15 protein-coding genes are annotated in these 20,166 nt (G+C 66.9%); 6 read left to right on the plus strand and 9 right to left on the minus strand.

Going from position 1 to position 20,166, the window contains the following annotated elements; translation table 11 throughout:
- From GTP77_RS04910 to GTP77_RS04925, 4 genes are all read left to right on the plus strand, one after another.
- Positions 1-954 carry a PDR/VanB family oxidoreductase gene (locus GTP77_RS04910; RefSeq protein ID WP_161071051.1) on the plus strand — a complete coding sequence of 318 codons (954 nt, stop codon included), beginning with the start codon at positions 1-3 and terminating at the stop codon, positions 952-954.
- A gap of 205 nt (positions 955-1,159) precedes the next feature.
- Positions 1,160-2,233 carry a porin gene (locus tag GTP77_RS04915; RefSeq protein WP_161071052.1) on the plus strand — a complete coding sequence of 358 codons (1,074 nt, stop codon included), beginning with the start codon at positions 1,160-1,162 and terminating at the stop codon, positions 2,231-2,233.
- 73 nt (positions 2,234-2,306) lie between these two features.
- Positions 2,307-3,932 carry a methyl-accepting chemotaxis protein gene (locus tag GTP77_RS31025; protein WP_161071053.1) on the plus strand — a complete coding sequence of 542 codons (1,626 nt, stop codon included), beginning with the start codon at positions 2,307-2,309 and terminating at the stop codon, positions 3,930-3,932.
- 48 nt (positions 3,933-3,980) lie between these two features.
- Positions 3,981-4,760: an FRG domain-containing protein gene (locus tag GTP77_RS04925; RefSeq protein ID WP_161071054.1), complete on the plus strand. Its 780-nt coding sequence runs from the start codon at positions 3,981-3,983 to the stop codon at positions 4,758-4,760.
- 1 nt (position 4,761) lies between these two features.
- Here the strand turns inward: GTP77_RS04925 and GTP77_RS04930 are convergent, their stop codons facing one another.
- Positions 4,762-5,268 (minus strand): DUF1993 domain-containing protein, encoded by a 507-nt coding sequence (locus GTP77_RS04930; RefSeq protein ID WP_161071055.1) that lies wholly within the window; start codon positions 5,266-5,268, stop codon positions 4,762-4,764.
- A gap of 118 nt (positions 5,269-5,386) precedes the next feature.
- Here GTP77_RS04930 and GTP77_RS04935 point away from each other — a divergent pair, with 118 nt between their 5' ends.
- Positions 5,387-5,821, plus strand: a complete 435-nt coding sequence (locus GTP77_RS04935) for a hypothetical protein (protein WP_161071056.1) — start codon at positions 5,387-5,389, stop codon at positions 5,819-5,821.
- A complete protein-coding gene (locus tag GTP77_RS04940) occupies positions 5,818-6,750 on the plus strand; it encodes a DUF2145 domain-containing protein (RefSeq protein ID WP_371869326.1) in 933 nt (310 codons plus the stop codon). The genes GTP77_RS04935 and GTP77_RS04940 overlap by 4 nt, the downstream gene beginning before the upstream one ends.
- 16 nt (positions 6,751-6,766) lie before the next feature.
- Here the strand turns inward: GTP77_RS04940 and GTP77_RS04945 are convergent, their stop codons facing one another.
- The 8 genes from GTP77_RS04945 to GTP77_RS04980 all read right to left on the minus strand — a co-directional run bounded on the left by GTP77_RS04945 (position 6,767) and on the right by GTP77_RS04980 (position 20,090).
- Entirely contained in the window at positions 6,767-7,753 is a 987-nt protein-coding gene (locus GTP77_RS04945; protein WP_161071057.1) for a succinylglutamate desuccinylase, read from the minus strand.
- A gap of 4 nt (positions 7,754-7,757) precedes the next feature.
- Complete coding sequence (locus GTP77_RS04950; protein ID WP_161071058.1) at positions 7,758-12,482, minus strand: NAD-glutamate dehydrogenase domain-containing protein; 4,725 nt, start codon at positions 12,480-12,482, stop codon at positions 7,758-7,760.
- 131 nt (positions 12,483-12,613) lie between these two features.
- Complete coding sequence (gene astB, locus GTP77_RS04955; protein ID WP_161071059.1) at positions 12,614-13,954, minus strand: N-succinylarginine dihydrolase; 1,341 nt, start codon at positions 13,952-13,954, stop codon at positions 12,614-12,616.
- A 12-nt stretch (positions 13,955-13,966) separates the two neighbouring features.
- Positions 13,967-15,451 carry a succinylglutamate-semialdehyde dehydrogenase gene (astD, locus tag GTP77_RS04960; protein WP_161071060.1) on the minus strand — a complete coding sequence of 495 codons (1,485 nt, stop codon included), beginning with the start codon at positions 15,449-15,451 and terminating at the stop codon, positions 13,967-13,969.
- Complete coding sequence (astA, locus tag GTP77_RS04965) at positions 15,444-16,493, minus strand: arginine N-succinyltransferase (protein WP_161071061.1); 1,050 nt, start codon at positions 16,491-16,493, stop codon at positions 15,444-15,446. Before astA ends, astD begins: the two co-directional genes overlap by 8 nt.
- A 13-nt stretch (positions 16,494-16,506) precedes the next feature.
- Entirely contained in the window at positions 16,507-17,538 is a 1,032-nt protein-coding gene (locus tag GTP77_RS04970) for an arginine N-succinyltransferase (protein ID WP_161071062.1), read from the minus strand.
- Positions 17,539-17,663: 125 nt separating this feature from the next.
- Complete coding sequence (locus GTP77_RS04975; RefSeq protein ID WP_161071063.1) at positions 17,664-18,902, minus strand: acetylornithine/succinyldiaminopimelate transaminase; 1,239 nt, start codon at positions 18,900-18,902, stop codon at positions 17,664-17,666.
- A 117-nt stretch (positions 18,903-19,019) separates the two neighbouring features.
- Positions 19,020-20,090: a porin gene (locus GTP77_RS04980; protein WP_161071064.1), complete on the minus strand. Its 1,071-nt coding sequence runs from the start codon at positions 20,088-20,090 to the stop codon at positions 19,020-19,022.
- Positions 20,091-20,166: the final 76 nt, after the last annotated feature.

Here is a 20,166-nt window from a genome sequence, read left to right on the forward strand (position 1 = left end):
ATGAGTAACACCCAACAAATCACCGTGCGCGTGCAGGCCATGCGCTTCGAAGCGCAGGGCATCGTCAGCGTGGAGCTGGTGTCGCCGGAAGGCGCCGAACTGCCAGCCTTCGCGGCCGGTTCGCACATCGACCTGCACCTGCCGAACGGCGTGGTGCGCAGCTACTCGCTGTCGAACTCTCCGCTGGAGCGGCGCCGCTACGTGATCGGCGTGCTGCAAGACCGTAACTCGCGCGGCGGCTCGCGCTATGTGCACGAGCAGCTGCGGGTGGGCTCCACGATACAGATAGGCGCGCCGCGCAACAACTTCCCGCTCGACGAGACGGCCGCGCACACAGTGCTGATCGCCGGCGGCATCGGCATCACGCCCATCTACAGCATGCTCAATGAGCTGCGCCGCATGGGCAAGTCGGTGGAGCTGCTGTATTGCGCGCGCAGCCGCAAGGAGGCGGCCTTTGTCGACCAGCTGGTGGCCGAAGGCCGCGCGCAAACCCACTTCGACCAGGAAGCGGGCGGCCCGCCGGACCTGCGCGGCTATCTGGCCAGCAAGTCCGCAGCGGCGCACTTCTACTGCTGCGGCCCCACGCCGATGCTCAATGCCTTTGAAAGCATCTGCGCGGAGCTGAAGCTGCCCAATGTGCACATCGAGCGCTTTGCCCCGGCCGAGCCGGTGGTGGCCATGCAGGGCAGCGAGTACGAATGCCAGCTGGCCAAGTCGCAGAAGATGGTGATGGTCCCGGCCGGAAAATCGCTGCTCGACGCGCTGCTGGAAGCCGGCATAGACGTGGACCACAGCTGCCGCGAAGGCGTGTGCGGCTCGTGCGAAACGGCGGTGCTGGACGGCGTGCCGGAGCACCGCGACGGCGTGCTGACCAAGGCCGAACGCGAGTCGGGCAAGACCATGATGGTCTGCGTGTCCGGCTGCAAGGGGAACCGGCTTGTGCTCGACCTGTGATGGCGGGTTACGCCGCTGCGCGGCTAACCCGCCCTACGCACATGTCCACGCACAGGCCCCGTAGGGCGGGTTAGCGCGCAGCGCGTAACCCGCCAAAGCCCGCCACCGGCATCCGTCCGGTTTTTTTTGCGCCCAATTCAAGTTTGAAACGACGTTTTATCCATGAAACGCGGCTCATGCCGCCCATAACAAAAGGGGAGTTCCGATGAAGAAGCACATCTACGCAGCAGCAGCAACCGTCGCCGCCATCACCGGCGGCGCGGCCCAGGCGCAAAGCAATGTCACCGTCTACGGCAGCCTGGATGCAGGCGTGGCCTACGTGAGCAACCTGAATGGCCAGTCCACCGTGCGCGTGGACCAGGGCACCATGCAGCCGGACCGCTTCGGCTTCCGCGGCGTGGAAGACCTGGGCGGCGGCCTGAAAGCCGTGTTCCAGCTGGAAGGCGGCTTCGCCACCGACACCGGCGCCAGCATCAACGCCAGCAAGATCTTCAACCGCACTTCCATGGTCGGCCTGTCCGGCAATTTCGGCAGCGTCACCCTGGGCAATATGCCGGACATCGTGTTCGACTACGCGGGCAAATTGAGCAACGGCTTCCAGCTGACGAACTTCTACCTTTTCCACCCCGGTAACCTGGACACGCTGGCCAACACCTACCAGTTCACCAACGCCGTGCGCTACACCTCGCCGTCGATGAACGGCCTGACCGTGAGCGCCATGGTGGGCATGGGCGAACAGCCGGGCGACAGCAGCAAAGGCCGCAACACCAGCGCCGGCGCCAGCTACGTGAACGGCCCGCTGCGCCTGGCGCTGGCCTACAGCAAGCAGAACGACCGCGCCGCAGGCTACGCCGGCACCTTCCTCGGCACGCTGGGCCTGGGCAATGCGGGAACGGTGTTCAACAGCCTGACCACCTGGGCGGCCGGCGGCGGCTACAAGGTTGGCGACTGGCGCCTGAACGCGCTGTACACGCAGAACACGGTGGACCTGCCGGCGTCCAGCTTCAAGCAGAAGAACGCGGACCTGGGCGCGGCCTGGAACTACAACCCGCTCAACACGCTGAACCTCGGCTTCACCAACTCCAAGCTGGGCGGCGCCAAGTACAACCAGTTCAGCATCGGCAACGCCTACGCGCTGTCCAAGCGCAGCGAGTTCTATGTGCAGGCGGCGTACCAGAAGGCCAGCGGCACGGCGCGCTTCGCGCTGCAGAACAACACCGGCGCGGCTGACGGCAAGAACCAGCTGGTGACCACGGTGGGCGTGCACCACTCGTTCTGATCCCGTTCGCAGCAACACGCCGCGCCGTCCGGGCTTAGCCAGGGACCGCGCGGCGTTCTCCATGGAGTTACACATGTTTGCAAATCTCAAAATCGGCACCCGGCTGGCGGCTGGCTTTGGCGCCATCATCGTGCTGCTGGGCGGCATAGTCCTGATGGCGGTGCAAAGCCTGGCCAGCCTGCACCAGGCCACCAGCGAGATCGTCGACGACCGCTATCCGCAAGTGGTGCTGACCACCAGCGTGCTGATGCAGGTGAACGAAAACGCCATCTCCATGCGCAATATGCTGCTGGCCGATAATCCGGACATGCTGAAAGCGGAAACCGCCTCCATCGCGGCGGGCGAGAAAGCCATTGCCGATGGGCTCAACAAGCTGGAAGGCATGCTGTCCAGCGACGCGGGCCGCAAGGCCTACGCGGACATGCAGGCGCTGCGCGCCAAGTACCAGGCGGGCCAGGCCGAGTTCATGAAACTGGCGGGCAGCGGCGGCACCATAGACGCGTCCACGCTGCTCATGACCACGCTGCGCGAAGACCAGCTGGCCTACACCGCGCGCATGAAGGGCTTCCTGGCCGGCGGCGGCAAGCTGATGGAAAAAAGCGGGCGCGAAGCGGCGGAACTGTACCAGCGCAAGCGCCTGCACATCCTGCTGCTGGCCGGCGCGGCGTGTGCGCTGGCGGTGGGCTTCGGGCTGTGGATCACGCGCTCCATCACCGGCCCGCTGCACGAAGCGGTGCGGGTGGCGCGCACCGTGGCCAGCGGAGACCTGAGCAGCGATATCGAAGTGCGCTCGCAGGACGAAGTGGGCCAGCTGCTGCAGGCGCTCAAGGAGATGAACGGCAGCTTGCGCAACATCGTCAGCGAAGTGCGCAGCGGGACCGACGCCATCGCCGGCGCGGCCAGCGAGATCGCACAGGGCAACCTGGACCTGTCCGGCCGCACCGAGCAGCAGGCCAGCGCGCTGGAGGAAACCGCGTCCGCCATGGAGGAGCTGTCCGCCACGGTGAGCCAGAACGCGGAGCATGCGCGGCAGGCGCGCGAGCGCGCGCACGGCGCATCCGGCATCGCGACGGGCAGCAGCTCGGTGGTGGAGCAGGTGGTGGCGACGATGGACGCCATCAGCGCGTCCTCGCGCCAGATTGGCGATATCATCGGGGTCATCGACGGCATCGCGTTCCAGACCAATATCCTGGCGCTCAACGCCGCCGTGGAAGCGGCGCGCGCGGGCGAACAGGGACGCGGCTTCGCGGTGGTGGCGTCCGAAGTGCGCACGCTGGCGCAGCGTTCGGCGGCGGCGGCGAAGGACATCAAGCACCTGATCGACGCCTCCACCGCCAGCGTGACCACCGGCGGCAAACTGGCGCAGCAGGCCGGCGCGACGATGCATAATGTGGTCAGCAGCGTGGCGCAGGTGGCCGATTCGATCAGCGAGATTGCATCGGCCAGCGCCGAGCAAAGCAGCGGCCTGGCGCAGGTGAACCAGGCGGTGGTGCAGATGGATGAAACCACGCAGCAGAACGCGGCGCTGGTGGAGCAGGCAGCGGCGGCGGCGCAGGCGCTGCAGGACCGGGCAGCCGAACTGGCGCGGCTGGTGAGCGTATTCCGGCTGAACGCGGGCGACGGGGTGCATGGGCTGGTGCCGCGTGCGGCGGGTTACGCCGCTGCGCGGCTAACCCGCCCTACGGTGGCCCTGCTGTAACGTAGGGCGGGTTAGTGCGCAGCACGTAACCCGCCAAAGGAGAAGCGTATGGAACAGATCAGCGTCAGCAACTGGAACGAGTTCATGGCCCTCAGCGCGGAGCTGGACGGCTGGGCGTTCCGTGGCCAGCAGGACGTGCGCTGGCCGCTGATGACGTCATTGTCGCGCTACCTGAGCGCCTACATCCCCGACCGCGCCAGCTGGCGCGCACGGGAGGAACGCGCCATCCGCATCTTCCGCCGCAAGGCGCACAACTACCTCACCGATCCGTCCGTGCTGGACAACGCGCTGCGCTGCCTGGCGCTGATGCAGCACCACGGCGCGCCCACCCGTTTGCTGGACTTCACCAAGTCGCCCTTCGTGGCGGCCTTCTTCGCGCTGGAACGCGCCACCGGCGACGCCGCCGTGTACGCGCTGAACACGCCGCGCCTGTGGACCGCCGCGCCGCACACCGATCCCGGCATGGACCGCGACCATATCGACCCGCGCGAGAGCGGCAACTTCACGCGCTTCTATCTGCCCAACAGCCACGCCATCATCTGGATCGGCGAGCCGACCGAGATGGACCGGCGCCTGGTGGCGCAGTCCGGCACGCTGGTGGTGCCGGGCATGCTGGACAAGCCGCTGGACGAGATCCTGCCCGCCTACGGCGACAGCGGCGCCCTGCTCAAGCAGATCGTGCTGCCGCAGTCCATGCGCGACGAGGCCATGAAAGCCCTGTACCGCATGAACATCACCAACGCCACGCTGTTCCCGGACCTGGACGGCCTGGCGCGCTCCATCGGCATGGAACTGGAGATGGTGTGGCCGGTGGCAGCAGGCAGCTGAATCAGAAAGGCCCGAGGTAATCCAGCTTGCCGATCTTCACGCCCTGCGCGCGCAGAATGCCGTGGGCGGTGGTGATGTGGAAGTAGAAGTTCGGCAGCGCGAAGGTGAGCAGATAGCCCTGGCCGGTGAAGGACTGGCTGAAGGCGCCGAAGGTTAGCGTCACGTCCCTCCCGTCCGCGCCGTCGAACTGCGCCTGCGGCACGCTTTCCAGATACGCGATGGTCTTGGCGATGCGCTCCTGCAGTTGCTGGAAGCTGGCCTCGTTGTCTTCGAACTTGGGCGCATCCACGCCGCACAGGCGCGCCACGCACAGCTTGGACGCGTCGCTGGCGCGCTGCACCTGTGCTGACAGCGGCAGCATGTCTTCGGCCAGGCGCGCGCCCAGCAGCATGTCCGGCACCATGCCACTTGCATCGGCATGCTCCTCGCCCTTCTTCAGCAGCGTGGACAGCACTTTGAGGCCGCGCACAAACACCGGAACCGACACCTGGTACATGGATAGGGACATGGCTTTTCCTTCGATAGTAGTGAGCGGGAAATCATACGTGTATTATCTGGTTTTCGCTCGCAGCAGCGTAATTATAGGACTGACAATGAAGTTTGCATCGATATTCAAGGCAGCCGCCATGTCGGCAACTGCGGTTGCCGCCGCCACCCTGGCCATGAACGCGCAGGCCGACAGCTTCGCTTCGTCCGCATCGAGCGCCGGTTCCGCATCCAGCGGCAGCATCTCCACCTCGCTGAACGGTTCGAGCAACAGCTCCAGCGGCGACAAGAAGACCGCCGGCGGCCCTTACCACATCATCCAGATGGCGGCAGCACCGGGCAAGGCCAACACCACCCGCCTGACCATGCAGCACGACGCAAACGGACAGCAGCTGGTGCTGGACCTGCCTGCGGCCATCGCCGCCAAGGAAGGCCTGGAGCTGGGCGGCGTGGTGCTGACGCAGCCGCGTTCCTACGGCTTCGAGTTCGCGCACGCGGACACGCAGAAGGCCTTCTTCCTGGTGCTGGAAGACGACTGGCACAGCGAGCTGGCGGCGCGCCCCGTCAATCTGTGAGCTTTTCCCGCCTGGCGGCACGCGCGCGCGGACTGACCGCCGCGCTGCCGCTGGCCGCTTCGGTGCTGGCCACGTTGGCGCCGGCCTCCGGCGCGCAGGCCGCCACCTTCTGCGACCGCGCCAACGCCCTCACCGCCGCAGAGCAGGACCGCCTGCTGCGCTTTGCCGCCGTGGTGCGCGAGGAACTGGGCCAGCCCGGCGGCAGCGCCGCGCTGGTGAGCCGTTCAGGACTTGACCTGTCCCGCTTCGACATCCGCTACTCCCACGCCTCGATAGGCTGGCGCGGCGACAGCGGCGCCTGGACCACGCGCCAGCTCTACTACTCCTGCGACGAAAGCCGTCCGCGCATCTTCGACCAGGGCGTGGCGGGCTTCGTCATGGGCACGGACGATCCCAAGCTTGGCTACATCTCCGTGGTGCGCCTGCCTGCGGAAGCGGCCAACGCGGCGCGCCTGGCGTCGCTGGACGGGCAGATAGCGCTTGGCCTGCTGGCAGGCACCTACAGCGCGAATGCCTACGCCTTCGGCCTGCAATACCAGAACTGCAATCAATGGGTGGCCGAACTGCTGGCGGCCGCGTGGGGCAACCTCGCCACAGGCGACGACGTGCGCATGCGCGCGCAGGCGTGGCTGCGCGAGTCGGGCTATGCGCCGCAGGGCGTGGATGTGAACTCGCCCTTCCTCATGCTGGCCTCGTACTTCGTGCCGCATGTGCACCTGGACGACCATCCGCCGCAAGACCGCTATGAAATGAAATTGAAGGTGAGCCTGCCGTCCACGCTGGAGGCCTTTGTGCAGCAGCGCTACCCTGCCAGCGAACGCACGGAGATCTGCCACAATACGCGGCAGGTGGTGGTGCACAAGGGATGGACGCCGGCCGCCGCAGGATGCGAAGCCGGACCGGGCGACCGCGTGATTATGTTGAACTGAGCTGGACTAAACCGCGTTAAGAGAGCCGCACCACCATCAGGCCTGCGCGCAGGCCGATGCGGACATCGGGATTGGGGAAGACCACCATCTCTTCCGGGTGCTGCACGGTGTAGACCGTGTCGCCGTCGCGCGCGATTTCGTCGCCCTGCTTGAGCGGCGTGAAATTCCAGGTGTCCTTGCCAAACGCCATTTGGAACTGGTCGCTCAGCTTGATAATCTGGCGCGCGGTGGCGTACACATGGGGCGCCTGTTTCGCATCCTTCGGCTCCGCGCCGCGCAGCAGATCGTCCAGCGCCTGCGAGGCCTCTGCAAACTGCTCCAGGTTGTTCTCACCCAGCGTGCCGATGCGGCCCAGTTCTATGGTGGTTCCGGCCGCCGCGTGGTGCTCGGCCGAGTAGTAGCTATAGGTTCCCACCGATGCGGGATTCATGATGACGGCGCCTATCGCCGCCTGCCCCAGCCAGCCGATCAGCTTTTGCCGCGCACCGTCCTCGATGATTTCGGGGACGATGGCGAAGGTTGGATAGACCGACGGGCGGATGGCGGTGTGCAGGTCCAGGTGCCAGCGCACCGGGCCTGCATGCTTGAAGAAGGCGCTGGTGGCGGCCACCATCACGTCGGCGCGCGCAGCTTCGGCCGTACCTTCCAGCGTGCCCCGCTCGGCGCGGAACATGCGGTTCAGGTCCGCGTCGATAAAGCGCTTGCCGGCGCGGATGGCGCCGATGTTGCCGACGCAGAGCATCAGGTCCACCGCCAGCGCGGAAGGCTGACGTGACAAGGCGTCCAACAAATACGCCACCACTTCGATCGGGCCGGTCTCGTCGCCATGCACGCCGACGGAAACCAGCACCGCCGGCCGGGCGGCGCCAGCTTCCGGACGCGTTACCGTGAGGATGCCGTCGGCCGGCTGCGCCACCGCAAAACCGGCCGCCGCGAAGCGGGCCGCGACGGCGCTGAAGTCCGCCTCGGCCAGCGCCCGCACTGCTTCAGGCAACATCGCCATGCGCTTACGCCGCCAGCGGAACGGCGTTCGCCGCTTCGGACAGCGCCCACACGTCCAGCATCGCCTGCTCCAGGTCCGCCGAGGTGGCGTAGCCGGACAGGCCCAGCGTGTTGGTCACGACTTCTACGGCTTCGGTGGCGTCGTGGCCGTTGGTGGCGCGGGCCAGCACTTGCGTCAGCAGGCGCTGCTGGGTACGGCGCAGGGCGTGCTGGGCGTAGCTGCGCAGCTGCTCTTGCGAGCGGGTTTGCGCAGGCAGCTTCAGGCCGCGTTCCAGCGTATCGATGCCGGCCTGGCTGCGCAGGGCCATGCCCACTTGCAGGAAGGCCGGCAGGTCCATGCCGCCCGGACGCTTGACCGACAGCGCCGCGAACACGAAGGCCGCCACGGCTTCCACCGCGTCCACCGCTTTCCACGCGTGGACAAACGCTGGGCGCAGGCCCGGCGTGGTGTCGGCTTCGGACTGGCCATCGGCCGGCACCAGTTTCTTCAGCATGTCCGGCTGGGCGAACAAGCGGGTCAGCTCGTCCACGCCGCCGGCTGCGCGCAGCTGCTCGCCTGGCACCGACAGCACGCCCTGGATCACGGCGCGCTGCAGGCTGCGGGTGCGGCCGTCAACCTTGATCGACACCGCGCGCGGCACGCTCAGCGCATCCGCATCCAGCGCCTCGAACACCGGCGCCAGGTTCAGCGCGGACCATGCCTGGCCCCAGGCCAGGATCACGTCCGCCTCGCCGGCGCTGTGTTCAGCGGCCAGTTCGCGCAGCATCAGCGGACCGCAGCGGTTCACCGATTCGTTGGCCAGCACGGTGGCCAGGATGGCGTTGGCCAGCGGGTGCGCCAGCGCAGGACGGGTGGCCACCAGCAGGTCCGGGAAGTAAGGCTTCAGCACCGCCTCGGCCCAGCTCTCCTCCGTCAGCGGCAGCGCGGACAGCATGCGCTTGTAGCGGTTCTTCACGTTGGCGATCACCACCGCCAGTTCCGGCGTGGTCAGGCCACGGCCATCGAGCTTGCGGCGCGCCAGTTCGGCCACGCTGGGCAGCTGCTCCAGTTCGCGCGACAGCGCGCCCTCTTCTTCCAGGCTGGCGATCAGCGCGGCATAGCCGTCCTGCACCGCAGCTTCGGACTGGGCCTGCTGCTCGCGCACCAGCAAGTGGGTTTGCAGCGTGTTGTCGCGCAGGACCAGGCGTTCGATGTCGCCGGTCATTTCGTTCAGGATGCGGTTGCGGTCCGTTTCGGACAACTGGCCGGCATTCATTTCCACGTCCAGCCACATCTTCGCGTTCACTTCGTGGTCCGAGCAGTCCACGCCTGCCGAGTTGTCGATCGCATCGGTGAAGATGCGGCCGCCGGACAGCGCGAACTCGATACGGCCGGCCTGGGTCGCGCCCAGGTTGCCGCCTTCGGCCACGATCTTGCAGCGCAGCTCGTTGCCGTTGACGCGGATGTTGTCGTTGGCGCGGTCCTTCACTTGCGCATGCGACTCGGTGGACGACTTGATGTAGGTGCCGATGCCGCCGTTGTAGAACAGGTCCACCGGCGCCAGCAGGATGCGGTGCATCAGCTCTTCAGGCGACAGCGCGGTCTCTTCGATGTCCAGCGCGGCGCGGATCTGCGGCGACAGTTCGATGGAACGGGCGCTGCGCGGGAACACGCCGCCGCCCTGCGAGATCAGTTCCTTGTTGTAGTCTTCCCACGAGGAGCGCGGCAGCGCGAACATGCGCTGGCGTTCGGCGAAGGAAACGGCGGTGTCCGGATTCGGGTCCAGGAAGATGTGGCGGTGGTCGAACGCGGCCAGCAGCTTGATCTGGTTCGACAGCAGCACGCCGTTGCCGAACACGTCGCCCGACATGTCGCCCACGCCCACCAGGGTGAACGGCGTGGTCTCCATGTTGTGGTCCATTTCGTAGAAGTGGCGCTTGACCGCTTCGAACGCACCCTTGGCGGTAATGCCCATCTTCTTGTGGTCGTAGCCGTTCGAGCCGCCCGAGGCGAAGGCGTCGCCCAGCCAGAAGCCGCGCTGCACGGCGATGCCGTTGGCGATGTCGGAGAAGGTCGCGGTGCCCTTGTCGGCGGCCACCACCAGGTAAGGATCGTTGCCGTCGTAGCAGATGGTGTCGGCAGGCGACACGATCTTGCCCAGCACGCGGTTGTCGGTCACTTCCAGCAGGCTGGAAATGAACAGGCGGTACACTGCTTCGCCTTCAGCGGCAATGGTTTCGCGCACGGCGTCCTTCGGCATCATCTTGCAGACGAAGCCGCCCTTGGCGCCGGCCGGCACGATGACGGCGTTCTTCACCATCTGCGCTTTCACCAGGCCCAGCACCTCGGTGCGGTAGTCTTCCATGCGGTCAGACCAGCGCAGGCCGCCGCGCGCCACAGGGCCGCCGCGCAGATGCACGCCTTCGAAGCGGCGCGAGAACACGAAGATCTCGCGGAACGGACGCGGCTCCGGCACCAGCGCCAGGTTGCTGGTGTCGAACTTGAAGATGATCTTGTCGCCCTGCTGCTTGTTCTGGTAGTAGTTGGTGCGCAGCGTGGCGGCCACCAGGTCCACCATGGCGGCCATGATTTCCTCGGTGTCCGCGTGGTTCACGGACGGCAGGCGCGACTTGATGGCGGCCAGCTTGTCCAGCACCGCCGCGCGCTCGCTTTCCGGCAGCGCGGGATTGAAGCGCTGCTCGAAGGCGTCCACCAGCTCCTTCACCAGCAAGGGCTGCTTGCGCAGCGTTTCGGCCACATAGCGCACGGAGAAGCGGCTGCCCGCCTGGCGCCAGTAGCTCGCGTAGGCGCGCACCAGCTGCACCTGGCGGGTGCTCAAGCCGCCTTCGATGACCAGGCCGTTCAGGCGGCCGTCTTCGGCTTCATTGTTGAACAGCGAAGTGACAAGGTCCTGCACCACTTCGGCCACGCCGGGCTGCGCCAGCTTGGCGGCGCTGTCCGCGTCCACCAGCAGGCTGGTGACGAAGTGGCGCTTGCCGTCGGCGGCGTGGATGGCGTAGGTCTGCTCGCGGTCGATCGCCACGCCTGCGTTGTGCAGCGCCGGCAGGATGTTGGACAGCGACGGCACGCGCTCCACCGAATACAGGCGGATGGTGGTGGCGGCGCTGTCGGCCGACGCCAGTTCCACGCGCGCGGCCACGCGGCCCGCTTCACCCTGGCGCAGCATGGCGCCCAGGTCATGGAAGGCCACGGCGGGCGGGGTGGCGTTCACGTAGTCCACCGGCAGCGTGGCGCACAGCTTGCGCAGGCTGGCGCGGGTGGTTTCTTCAAACACGGCGTCTGCCAGCGCGGAGAAGCTGTTGTGCCAGCCGTCCAGGATGGACAGCAGCGGACGCTGGATGTCGGATTCCAGGTCCAGCGGGTAGCGCGCGGCGTGCGCGATCAGGTAGACACGGGCCAGCGGGCCGTCGGCCACCAGGGTCTGCGAGCTGACATGCGAAGCGCCCGAGCTTTGCTGCAGAGCCTTCGCCAGCGCGTGCGCCACCGAGGCGCTGTAGCGCTCGCGCGGCAGGTAGACCAGCACGTTCAGGTGGCGCGCGTACACGTCGCGGCGGGCGAACACCTTGGTGCGCGGCTGCTTGTACAGCGACACCACGGCGCCGCACACGTCGGCCAGCCATTGCGGTTCCGCTTCCAGCGCTTCGGTGCGCGGCAGCGATTCCAGGATCTCGACGAATTTCTCGGCGCGGAAGCCTTCCTTGCGCACGCCTGCAATCTGCAGCACTTGCGCAATGCGGCCGCGCGCGAAGGGCATGCGGGTCAGCGGGGTAATGGTGGCGGCGCGGGTGAACAGGCCCACGAAGCAGTGCTCGCCCAGGATGGCGCCGTTGGCGTCGGTGTTGCGCACGCCGATGAAGTCCAGCTGCTGGTCGCGGTGCAGCGTGCCTTCCACGTCGGCCTTGACGATGGACAGGGTGTGCGGGCGCTTGGACAGCGTGTCGAAGTCGCCGGGAATGCTGGCCAGGCAGGTGCCGTAGACCGGATGCGAGGTGTCCTGCAGCACGCCGATGCGGCTGGGGATGTCCCGTTCCAGTTCGCGCACGCCCGGCTTCACCTGGTAGTAGGCGTAGCCGAATGGCTCGAAGCCTTCGGTGCGCGCCCAGTCCAGGAAGGCGGCCACTTCCTGCCCTTGCTCGCCGCCGTTGGCGGCTGCGGCCGCGCCCACGCTGGTGAAGCGCTCTTTCATGGCGTCCAGGTCGCGGCGCACCACGGCGGCGTCGCGCGCCACCATTTCCAGGCGCGCCACCAGGGCCGCCAGGTCGCCTTCGGCGAGGTCGTCGGCCAGCAGCACCAGCACGTAGGATTCGAGTTTGTCTCCAGCACCGCCCACGGCCGTCGCCACGCCGTCGGCGCCGCGCGCCACAGGCAGCACGGCGTTCAGCACGCCATTGGCGATCAGGCGCTGCTTGCGCAGGGCCATGACGATGGAGTCCACCAGGTAAGGCATGTCGTCGTTCAGTATCAGCAACGCGGTCGCCTTGCCGCCACGGCCGTCGGCGTAGCGCAATTTGGCGATCTGCACACCTGCCGCGCTGCGCTTGGCCGCCTGCGTGAACCCTTCCCATAGCACCGGCACCAGGCTGTCCGGCGCAACGCCGGCCAGGTCTTCTTCGTCTATGGCCGCGAGCCAGGCGCCGATCAGGGCGGAGACTTGTCCGCTGTCGGCCGATTTGTTCGCGTTGATCAGGTCCAGCGTCTGTTTGCGCAGGTCTTGTGGCATTTGTGTCATCGTTGCTTCTCCAATACGTTGTAAGTATCCGTCTCACCGTGGGGCTTGTGGCTGGACGGCGGGCGACGCTTTTGTTCGGTGGCGGGGGTTGGCCCCGGCACCATATGGGGATGAATCCGGTTTTCTACAACTTACAGATCATACAGCCCTGGCAGGCCGAGGATGCGGCTCAGCTCCTCCAGCGCGGCGTGCACTTCCAGCGCCAGCGCGGGGTCGGCCAGGTCTTTCGGTTCCAGCTGGTCGCGGTAGTGTTTCTCCACCCACGCCACCAGCGTATGGTACAGCGCCTCGGTCATGATCACACCCTGGTGCATGGCCGACGATTCCTCGTCCGTCAGCGCCACGCGCAGGCGCAGGCACGCGGGGCCGCCGCCGTTGCGCATGGACTGGCGCAAATCGAAGTGGATCAGTTCATTCACCGGGCCGCCGCTGGCCACCAGGCTTTCCAGGTAGCGCGCCACGGCGGCGTTTTCCTGGCACTCCTGCGGTATCACCAGCGCCATCTTGCCGTCGTGCTTGGACAGCAGTTGGGAGTTGAACAGATAGCTGTGCACGGCGTCCGCCACGGCCACGGCGCCGGTGTCCACGCGCACCGCCTGCAGGTCCGCGCCCACATCGGCCATGGCCGCGCGCAGCGACGCCAGCGTGGCCGCTTCGTCGGCAAAGGCCTGCTCGTGGTAGAACAGCACGTTGCCGTTGCCGACCGCGATCACGTCGTTATGGAACACGCCCTGGTCGATCACGTCTGGATTCTGCTGGATGTAGACGGTGCGCTCCGCAGCCAGGCCGTGCAGGCGCGCCACGGCTTGCGATGCCTCCAGCGTCTGGCGCGCGGGGAAGCGCTTGGGCGCAGGCGCGGCAGCGTCGAACTCCACGCGGCCGTAGACGAACATCTCGACTGCTTCGGCCCCGTGCGCGGCGCACAGGCGGGTGTGGTTGGCCGCGCCTTCATCGCCAAAGGCCGGCGTGCCGGGCAGCGCATCATGCACGGCGAAGTAACGCGGGTTGTTGAAGATGGCGCGCAGGCTGCGTGCCGACTGCGCGTGTTCGAAAGCGCGGTGCAGCTTGTTGTTCAGATTGGCGGGCGTGAAATGCACGCGGCCGTCGCCGGTGTCCGCAGACGGGCTGACGGTGGCGGCGTTGGCGGTCCACATCGGCGAGGCCGAGTAGGCGCAGGCCAGGATCACCGGCGCTTCCTTGTAGGCCTTGGCCAGCACATCGGCGTCGCTGCCGGTGAAGCCCAGGCTGCGCAGCAGGCGGAAATTGGGACGGTCCTGCGGCGGCAGCAGCGCTTGCGCAAAGCCGCGCTGCGCCAGCGCGCGCATCTTCGCCAGTCCCTGCAAGGCGGCCTGCTTCGGATTCGATGCGCTCTTGACGTTGTTGAACGAAGCCACGTTGCCGAAGGACAGGCCGGCGTAGTTGTGGGATGGGCCTACCAGGCCGTCGAAGTTGAATTCACGTGCTTGCCGCATGGTGTCGTTTCCTTAGAAGTTCATGCCTGGAGACAGCTTGGCCGGCATTTCAAGCACGCTGTTCTCGATCGATGCGACTGGATAGGCGCAGTAGTCCGCCGCGTAGTAGGCGCTCGGACGGTGGTTGCCCGACTTGCCCACGCCGCCGAACGGCGCGCTGCTGGCCGCGCCCGTGGTGGGACGGTTCCAGTTGACGATACCGGCACGCGCCAGCACCTGGAACTTGTTCCACAGCGCTTCGTTGTTCGAGACCAGCGCGGCGGCCAGGCCGTATTCGGTGGCGTTGGCCACCTTGATGGCGCTGTCGAAATCGTCCACGCGGATGATTTGCAGCAGCGGGCCAAACCACTCCTCGTCCGGGATGCCCTTGGCATTGGTGGTGTCCACGATACCGGCCGAAACAAAGCCCGTGCCTTCCTGCAGCTGCTTCATTTCCAGCAGCAGCTTGCCGCCCTTGGCCACCATGTCGTGCTGGGCCTGCACCAGGCGCGCGGCGATGGGCGCCGACACAACGGGTCCCATGAAAGGCTGCGGCTCGGCGTTCGACGCGCCCACCACCAGCTTGGACGCCACGTCCACCAGACGCGCCACGAAGGCGTCGCCCGCCGGACCGGCCTGCACCACCAGGCGGCGCGCGCAGGTGCAGCGCTGGCCGGCCGAGATGAAGGCGGACGACACGGCCATGAACACGGCGGCGTCCACGTCCTTGATGTCCCACACCACCAGCGGATTGTTGCCGCCCATTTCCAGCGCCAGCAGCTTGCCGGTCTGGCCCGCGAACTGGCGGTGCAGCGCGGCGCCGGTCTGGCTGCTGCCGGTGAACAGCACGCCGTCGATATCCTTGTTCTGGCCCAGGGCGATGCCGGTGTCGCGGCCGCCGTTCACCAGGTTCAGCACACCGGCAGGCAGGCCTGCCTGCTCCCACAGCTGCACGGTTTTCACGGCGGTGCGCGGCGCGTATTCACTAGGTTTGAACACCACGGTGTTGCCCGCGATGAGGGCCGGCACGATGTGGCCGTTGGGCAGGTGGCCGGGGAAGTTGTAAGGGCCGAACACGCCGAACACGCCATGCGGACGGTGGCGCAGCACTGCTTCGCCGTCCGCCACCTTGCTGCGCGTTTCGCCAGTGCGCGCGCCGTAGGCCTGGAGGGAGATGTCCACCTTGTTGGCCATGGTGGTCACTTCGGTGCGCGCCTCCCACAGCGGCTTGCCCACCTCCTCGGCGATCAGCAGCGCCAGCGCTTCGGCGTTTTCCTTCAGCAGGTCGCGGAAGCGGGTGACGACGGCCACGCGCTGCTCCAGCGGCGCGAGCGCCCAGCCTTCAAAGGCGGCGCGCGCTGCGCCGGCGGCGGCGGCCACGTCTTCGGCGGTGGCTTCGCGGCTGGCCCAGGTCTGCTTGCCGTTCGATGGGTCGATGGTCACCAGTTCGGCGCCGTGGCCGGCGGACCACTGGCCGTTGATGAAGTTACTGAGTGTGTTGCTGGATGCGTCAGACATGGGTGTTCTTCCTCACGTTGAGAGTCAGGGTGCGCACGACGTCGCCGGCGTGCACGCGCAGCAGCTTCTGGTCGTCGGCGGACAGGTCGATCTTGCCGTTCACCGCAGCGGCTTCGGACAGGACCATGCGGAAATCCTTCAGGTTGGTGTTCGACACCAGCACCGGCTCCATCTGCGGCGCGCAGGCGTGCGTCATGTCGGTGTCCACATCGACCACGGCCAGGGCGCTGTCGCGCACCGCCCGCAGTTCGGACACGCGGCCCTGCAGCACCGGCCCCGCGTCGAAGATGTCGACATAGCCTTCAAAGTGCATGCCCTCCTGCTCGAGCAGGCGGCGCGCCGGCACGGTGGACGTGTGCACCTTGCCCACCACGTCCTGCGCGTCCTGCGGCAGATAGGCCACGTACAGCGGCTGGCGCGGCATCAGCTCGGCGATGAAGGACTTCTTGCCCTGCGCGGTGAGCGCATCGACATGGTCGAACTCCATCTTGAAGAAGTGGCGGCCCAGGCCTTCGTAGAACGGCGAGCGCCCGCTGGACTCCTGGTAGCCGCGCATTTCCGCTATCAGCTTTTCGGTGAACAGGTGCGGGAACTGGGCGATGAACAGGAAGCGGCACTTGGACAGGAACTTGCCGTTGTTGCCGTGGCGGTAGTCCGGGTTCAGGAACAGCGAGCACAGTTCGGTGCTGCCGGTCAGGTCGTTCGACAGGTACAGCGTTTCCATGCGCGTGAACACTTTCAGCTCGCGGCTGGAATGCACCAGGGTGCCGATGCGGTAATTGTAGAACGGCTCGTCCAGGCCCACCGAGCCCTTGATGGCGCACACGCCGGCCAGGCGGCCGCTGTCGGTGTCTTCCATCACGAACATGTAGTCGCGCTTTTCGGGCGGGATGGTTTCGGCAAAGGAGGCGACGGCGATTTCCACGCGGTCGCCCAGCATCTTCATGTCCGGCTTGAGCGTGGTCATGCCGGAGCCGACCTGGCTGGCCATGTCATACAGGGCGTCCAGGTCGGTGGCTTGTATGGCGCGTACTACTAGCATAAAGGTCTCTTTTTCAGATGCGTACACAAATCACGTTGCCGCCTTCGGCAACCTGCAGCACTTCCTGCACTTCCACCGGCAGGGCTATGGTGGCGCTGCCTTCAATGGCAGGCACGGCCACCACCACGGCGCGGAACTCCTGCCCCGCGTTGGCGGCCACCGCGTAAGGCACCACCGGCTCGCCGGAGCGCGAAGGACGCGGCGTGGCCACGGTGCGCTGGAGCGACGAGGTGCAGGTGCGCAGCGCGTGCTTGTGCGCCTGCAGGATAGGGCCGCCGTCGAAGATGTCGATATAGTCGTCGGCCTCGAAGCCTTCGGCCGTCAGCAGGCTGAAAGCCAGCTCGCCGGACGGGTGGATCTGGCCCATGACGGCCTGCGCGTCGCCCGGCAGCAGCGGCACATAGACCGGGTAGTGCGGCATGAGCTCGACGATGAGCGTGCGGTTGCGGGCGCCGCCTATGGTGCGTTCGGCGTCGAGGAAATCCATCTGGAAGAATTTGCGGCCCACGGCGTCCCAGAACGGCGACTCGCCGTTTGCGCCGGTGGCGCCGGCCAGGGGCACGAAGAAGCGGTCCGCAAAGCGCTGCGGCGCCATGGCGGCAAACAGCAGGCGCGCGCGCGACAGCAGCGCCGCTTCGGGGCGGTTCTGCACCGCTTCGTTGACGTAGAAACTGGACAGCTGCGAATACGCGGTCAGCTCGGAGCACAGCGTCAGGGCGTGCACGCTATGGCTGATGTTCAGGTCGCGCGAGACCTGCTGGATCACGTCGTTCCGGAAGGAGAAGTACGTGCCGTTGGAACCGGCCGACGCGAAAATGGCGGCGGTGCCCACGATGCCGTGGTCCGCCAGGGACTCCAGCACGAACAGGTAGGACTCCTCGCTGGGGATGTCCACGTGGGCGCTGAAGGATGCGATCGAAGCCTCGACCGCCTGCGCGATCTTGTCGCGCGTCTTGGGCAAGGTATGGACACCCGGCATGCTTACCGCAGCCAGCTTTTCCAGCGCTGCGATATCCGCAAGTTCTACCGGACGGACAACATACATGTGAACTCCTTTGTTTTTATACTTACGGGTGCTGCGGGCATGGCGGGTTACGGCGTGCCGCCTAACCCGCCCTACGCGCCATTAAGCGGGCGTAGGGCGGGTTAGCGCAGCGTAACCCGCCGGTATTACGCAGCCAGGCTGTCCAGCGCTGCGCGCAGCAGGCGGCCGGCTTCGGCGATCTGCTCGTCGGTCACGACCAGCGCCGGTGCGAAACGCACCACGTCGGTGCCGGCGATCAGCACCATCAGGCCTTGCGCTTCGGCTGCCTTCTGGATGTCCTTGGAGCGGCCTTTCCACGCGTCGGCCACCACTACGCCCAGCAGCAGGCCGCTGCCGCGCACCGTCGACAGGATGGCCGGGTAGTCCTTGGCCAGGCCTTCGAGCAGCGCCACCATCTTGGCCGACGCTTCGCGCACGCGCGCCAGGAAGGCCGGCTGGTTGATCACATTGACCACGGCCAGCGCAACGGTGGCGGCCAGCGGATTGCCGCCGTAGGTGGTGCCGTGCGAGCCGACGCCCAGCGAAGCGGCCAGCTCGTTGGTGGTCAGCATGGCAGCCACCGGGTAGCCGTTGCCCAGCGCCTTGGCCGAGGTCAGGATGTCCGGGGTGATGCCGTAGCCCTGGTAGGCGAACAGGTGGCCGGTGCGGCCCATGCCCGACTGTACTTCATCGAAGATCAGCACGGCGCCGGTCTTGTCGCACAGGTCGCGCAGCTCTTGCAGGAAGGCTTTGTCGCCCGGCAGCACGCCGCCTTCGCCCTGGATCGGTTCCACGATCACGGCGCAGACGTCGTCGCCGATGGCGGCGCGCGCCGCGGCGATGTCGTTGTATTCAATGTGGTCGATGGCCGGCGGCAGCGGCTCGAAGCCTTCGGTGTACTTGGACTGGCCGCCTACGGACACGGTGAACAGCGTGCGGCCGTGGAAGGAGCTGAAGCAGGAAATGATGCGCGACTTGTGCGCGCCGAACTTGGCGTGCGCGTGCTTGCGGGCCAGCTTCAGGGCAGCTTCGTTGGCTTCGGCGCCGGAGTTGCAGAAGAAGGCGCGGTCGGCGAAGGTGGCTTCGGTCAGGGCCAGGCCCAGGCGCAGCACCGGCTCGTTGGTGTAGCCGTTACCCAGGTGCCACAGGGTGTTGGCTTGCCGGGTCAGCGCTTCGACGATGACAGGGTTGCAATGGCCCAGCGCCGTCACGGCGATGCCGGAGGTGAAGTCCAGGTAATGCTTGCCGTTCTGGTCCCACAGGTCCAGGCCCGATGCGCGCACCGGCACCATCGCGGCTGGCGCGTAGGTTGGAACCAGTACTTCGTCAAAAGTCTGCCGGGTGACAGGGCGAGTGGTTACAGTCGAATCAAGCTTTGCGTTCATGGCATTCCCTATCAATGTATAGAGGTACGGCCGCAACCAGGCGGCTACGGGTGGTACGACATTATAAAAAGCGGGATGCTAAAACTCTTTTGCGGATGCGACAAGGATTTTCATAATTCAGAAGGTATGCAGGATGCCCGCTTGCGCGCCCCGGATGTCCCCGCCGGGCAGCGGCGAGCGCACCTGGGCCGCCGGCGCCACCACGGCGGCGCCCAGCAGCGCGAAGCTGCTGCGGCCCTCGTCCTGGCGCAGCTGCGCCAGCGCGCCGTACAGCGTGGTGCGGGGCGACAGCCAGTAGCGATATAGCAAGCCCAGCTGCCGGGCGTCGCCGTGGCCGGCGACTTTCTTTGGATCAATCTTGTCATGCAGGCCGGCCCAGCCGAAGCCGAGCGCGGCCTGGGGGCTGAAGCGGTACTGGGCCGACAATTGCAGCAGGCGCGTGCTTTGCGTGCCGTCGGCGCGGCTTTCGCGGCCCGCCGACGCGTACAGGGTCCAGCCCCGGCTGGCCCCGGCGCCGGCCAGCGCATAGGAGCCGCCCGCGCTGGCGCGGCGCGCCACCGTGCCCGAGGCCGCCGTGCGCACCGTCTGCCAGTTGGCGCCCAGGTACAGGCCCTGCCCCTCGTACTCGGCGGCCAGGTGGATGTTGCGGTTGGCGGCGGCCTCTTCCAGCGGCGCGGCCCCGCCGGTGGCGCCGCGCGCCAACAGCGCCTGCAGGCGCACGCCGCCCATGCTGGGCGAAAACAGTCCGACCGCATTGTCCGCGCGCGGAGGCGCGCCGAACAGATTGTTCCAGCCGGACGCGTAAGTGCCGCTGGTGAAAGCGTCAAACTTGCCGTTCATATAAAACTGCGGGGTGTTCTGCCGTCCCAGGCGCAGCTCGCCCCACGGCCCGGACAGCCCGGCCCAGGCCTGCCGGTTGAACAGGCGGTTGCCGTCGGCCTGGCTGCCGTCGTCGCTGTTCAGGCCGGCCTCCAGCAGGAAATTGGCGGCCAGTCCGCCGCCCAGGTCTTCCCGCCCCCGCAGGCCGATGCGGCTGGCCAGCAGGCCGCTGGCGTCGGCCCGGTTGGCGGCGGCCAGGCCGTCGGCCCGCACCTGCGCCACATAGGTGTCCGCCACGCCGAACACGGTGACGGCCTGCTGGGCGCAGGCCAGGCTGGGCATGCATGAAAGCAATAACAGATACCGCATTGTGCACTCCCGGATACGATTCTGCGACGGGCCTTGTTTCCGTCCTGCATACTCGGCTATGCTGTCCAGACGGCGT

The sequence above is a fragment of the Pseudoduganella aquatica genome (assembly GCF_009857595.1).
GTDB classification, from domain to species: Bacteria; Pseudomonadota; Gammaproteobacteria; order Burkholderiales; family Burkholderiaceae_D; genus Rugamonas; species Rugamonas aquatica_A.

Bases quoted from the DNA above. Each gene is read 5' to 3' on its own strand.
- GTP77_RS04910 (WP_161071051.1), top strand. From the start codon at position 1: ATGAGTAACACCCAACAAATCACCGTGCGCGTGCAGGCCATGCGCTTC.
- GTP77_RS04915 (WP_161071052.1), top strand. From the start codon at position 1,160: ATGAAGAAGCACATCTACGCAGCAGCAGCAACCGTCGCCGCCATCACC.
- GTP77_RS31025 (WP_161071053.1), top strand. From the start codon at position 2,307: ATGTTTGCAAATCTCAAAATCGGCACCCGGCTGGCGGCTGGCTTTGGC.
- GTP77_RS04925 (WP_161071054.1), top strand. From the start codon at position 3,981: ATGGAACAGATCAGCGTCAGCAACTGGAACGAGTTCATGGCCCTCAGC.
- GTP77_RS04930 (WP_161071055.1), bottom strand. From the start codon at position 5,268: ATGTCCCTATCCATGTACCAGGTGTCGGTTCCGGTGTTTGTGCGCGGC.
- GTP77_RS04935 (WP_161071056.1), top strand. From the start codon at position 5,387: ATGTCGGCAACTGCGGTTGCCGCCGCCACCCTGGCCATGAACGCGCAG.
- GTP77_RS04945 (WP_161071057.1), bottom strand. From the start codon at position 7,753: ATGGCGATGTTGCCTGAAGCAGTGCGGGCGCTGGCCGAGGCGGACTTC.
- GTP77_RS04950 (WP_161071058.1), bottom strand. From the start codon at position 12,482: ATGACACAAATGCCACAAGACCTGCGCAAACAGACGCTGGACCTGATC.
- astB (WP_161071059.1), bottom strand. From the start codon at position 13,954: ATGCGGCAAGCACGTGAATTCAACTTCGACGGCCTGGTAGGCCCATCC.
- astD (WP_161071060.1), bottom strand. From the start codon at position 15,451: ATGTCTGACGCATCCAGCAACACACTCAGTAACTTCATCAACGGCCAG.
- astA (WP_161071061.1), bottom strand. From the start codon at position 16,493: ATGCTAGTAGTACGCGCCATACAAGCCACCGACCTGGACGCCCTGTAT.
- GTP77_RS04970 (WP_161071062.1), bottom strand. From the start codon at position 17,538: ATGTATGTTGTCCGTCCGGTAGAACTTGCGGATATCGCAGCGCTGGAA.
- GTP77_RS04975 (WP_161071063.1), bottom strand. From the start codon at position 18,902: ATGAACGCAAAGCTTGATTCGACTGTAACCACTCGCCCTGTCACCCGG.
- GTP77_RS04980 (WP_161071064.1), bottom strand. From the start codon at position 20,090: ATGCGGTATCTGTTATTGCTTTCATGCATGCCCAGCCTGGCCTGCGCC.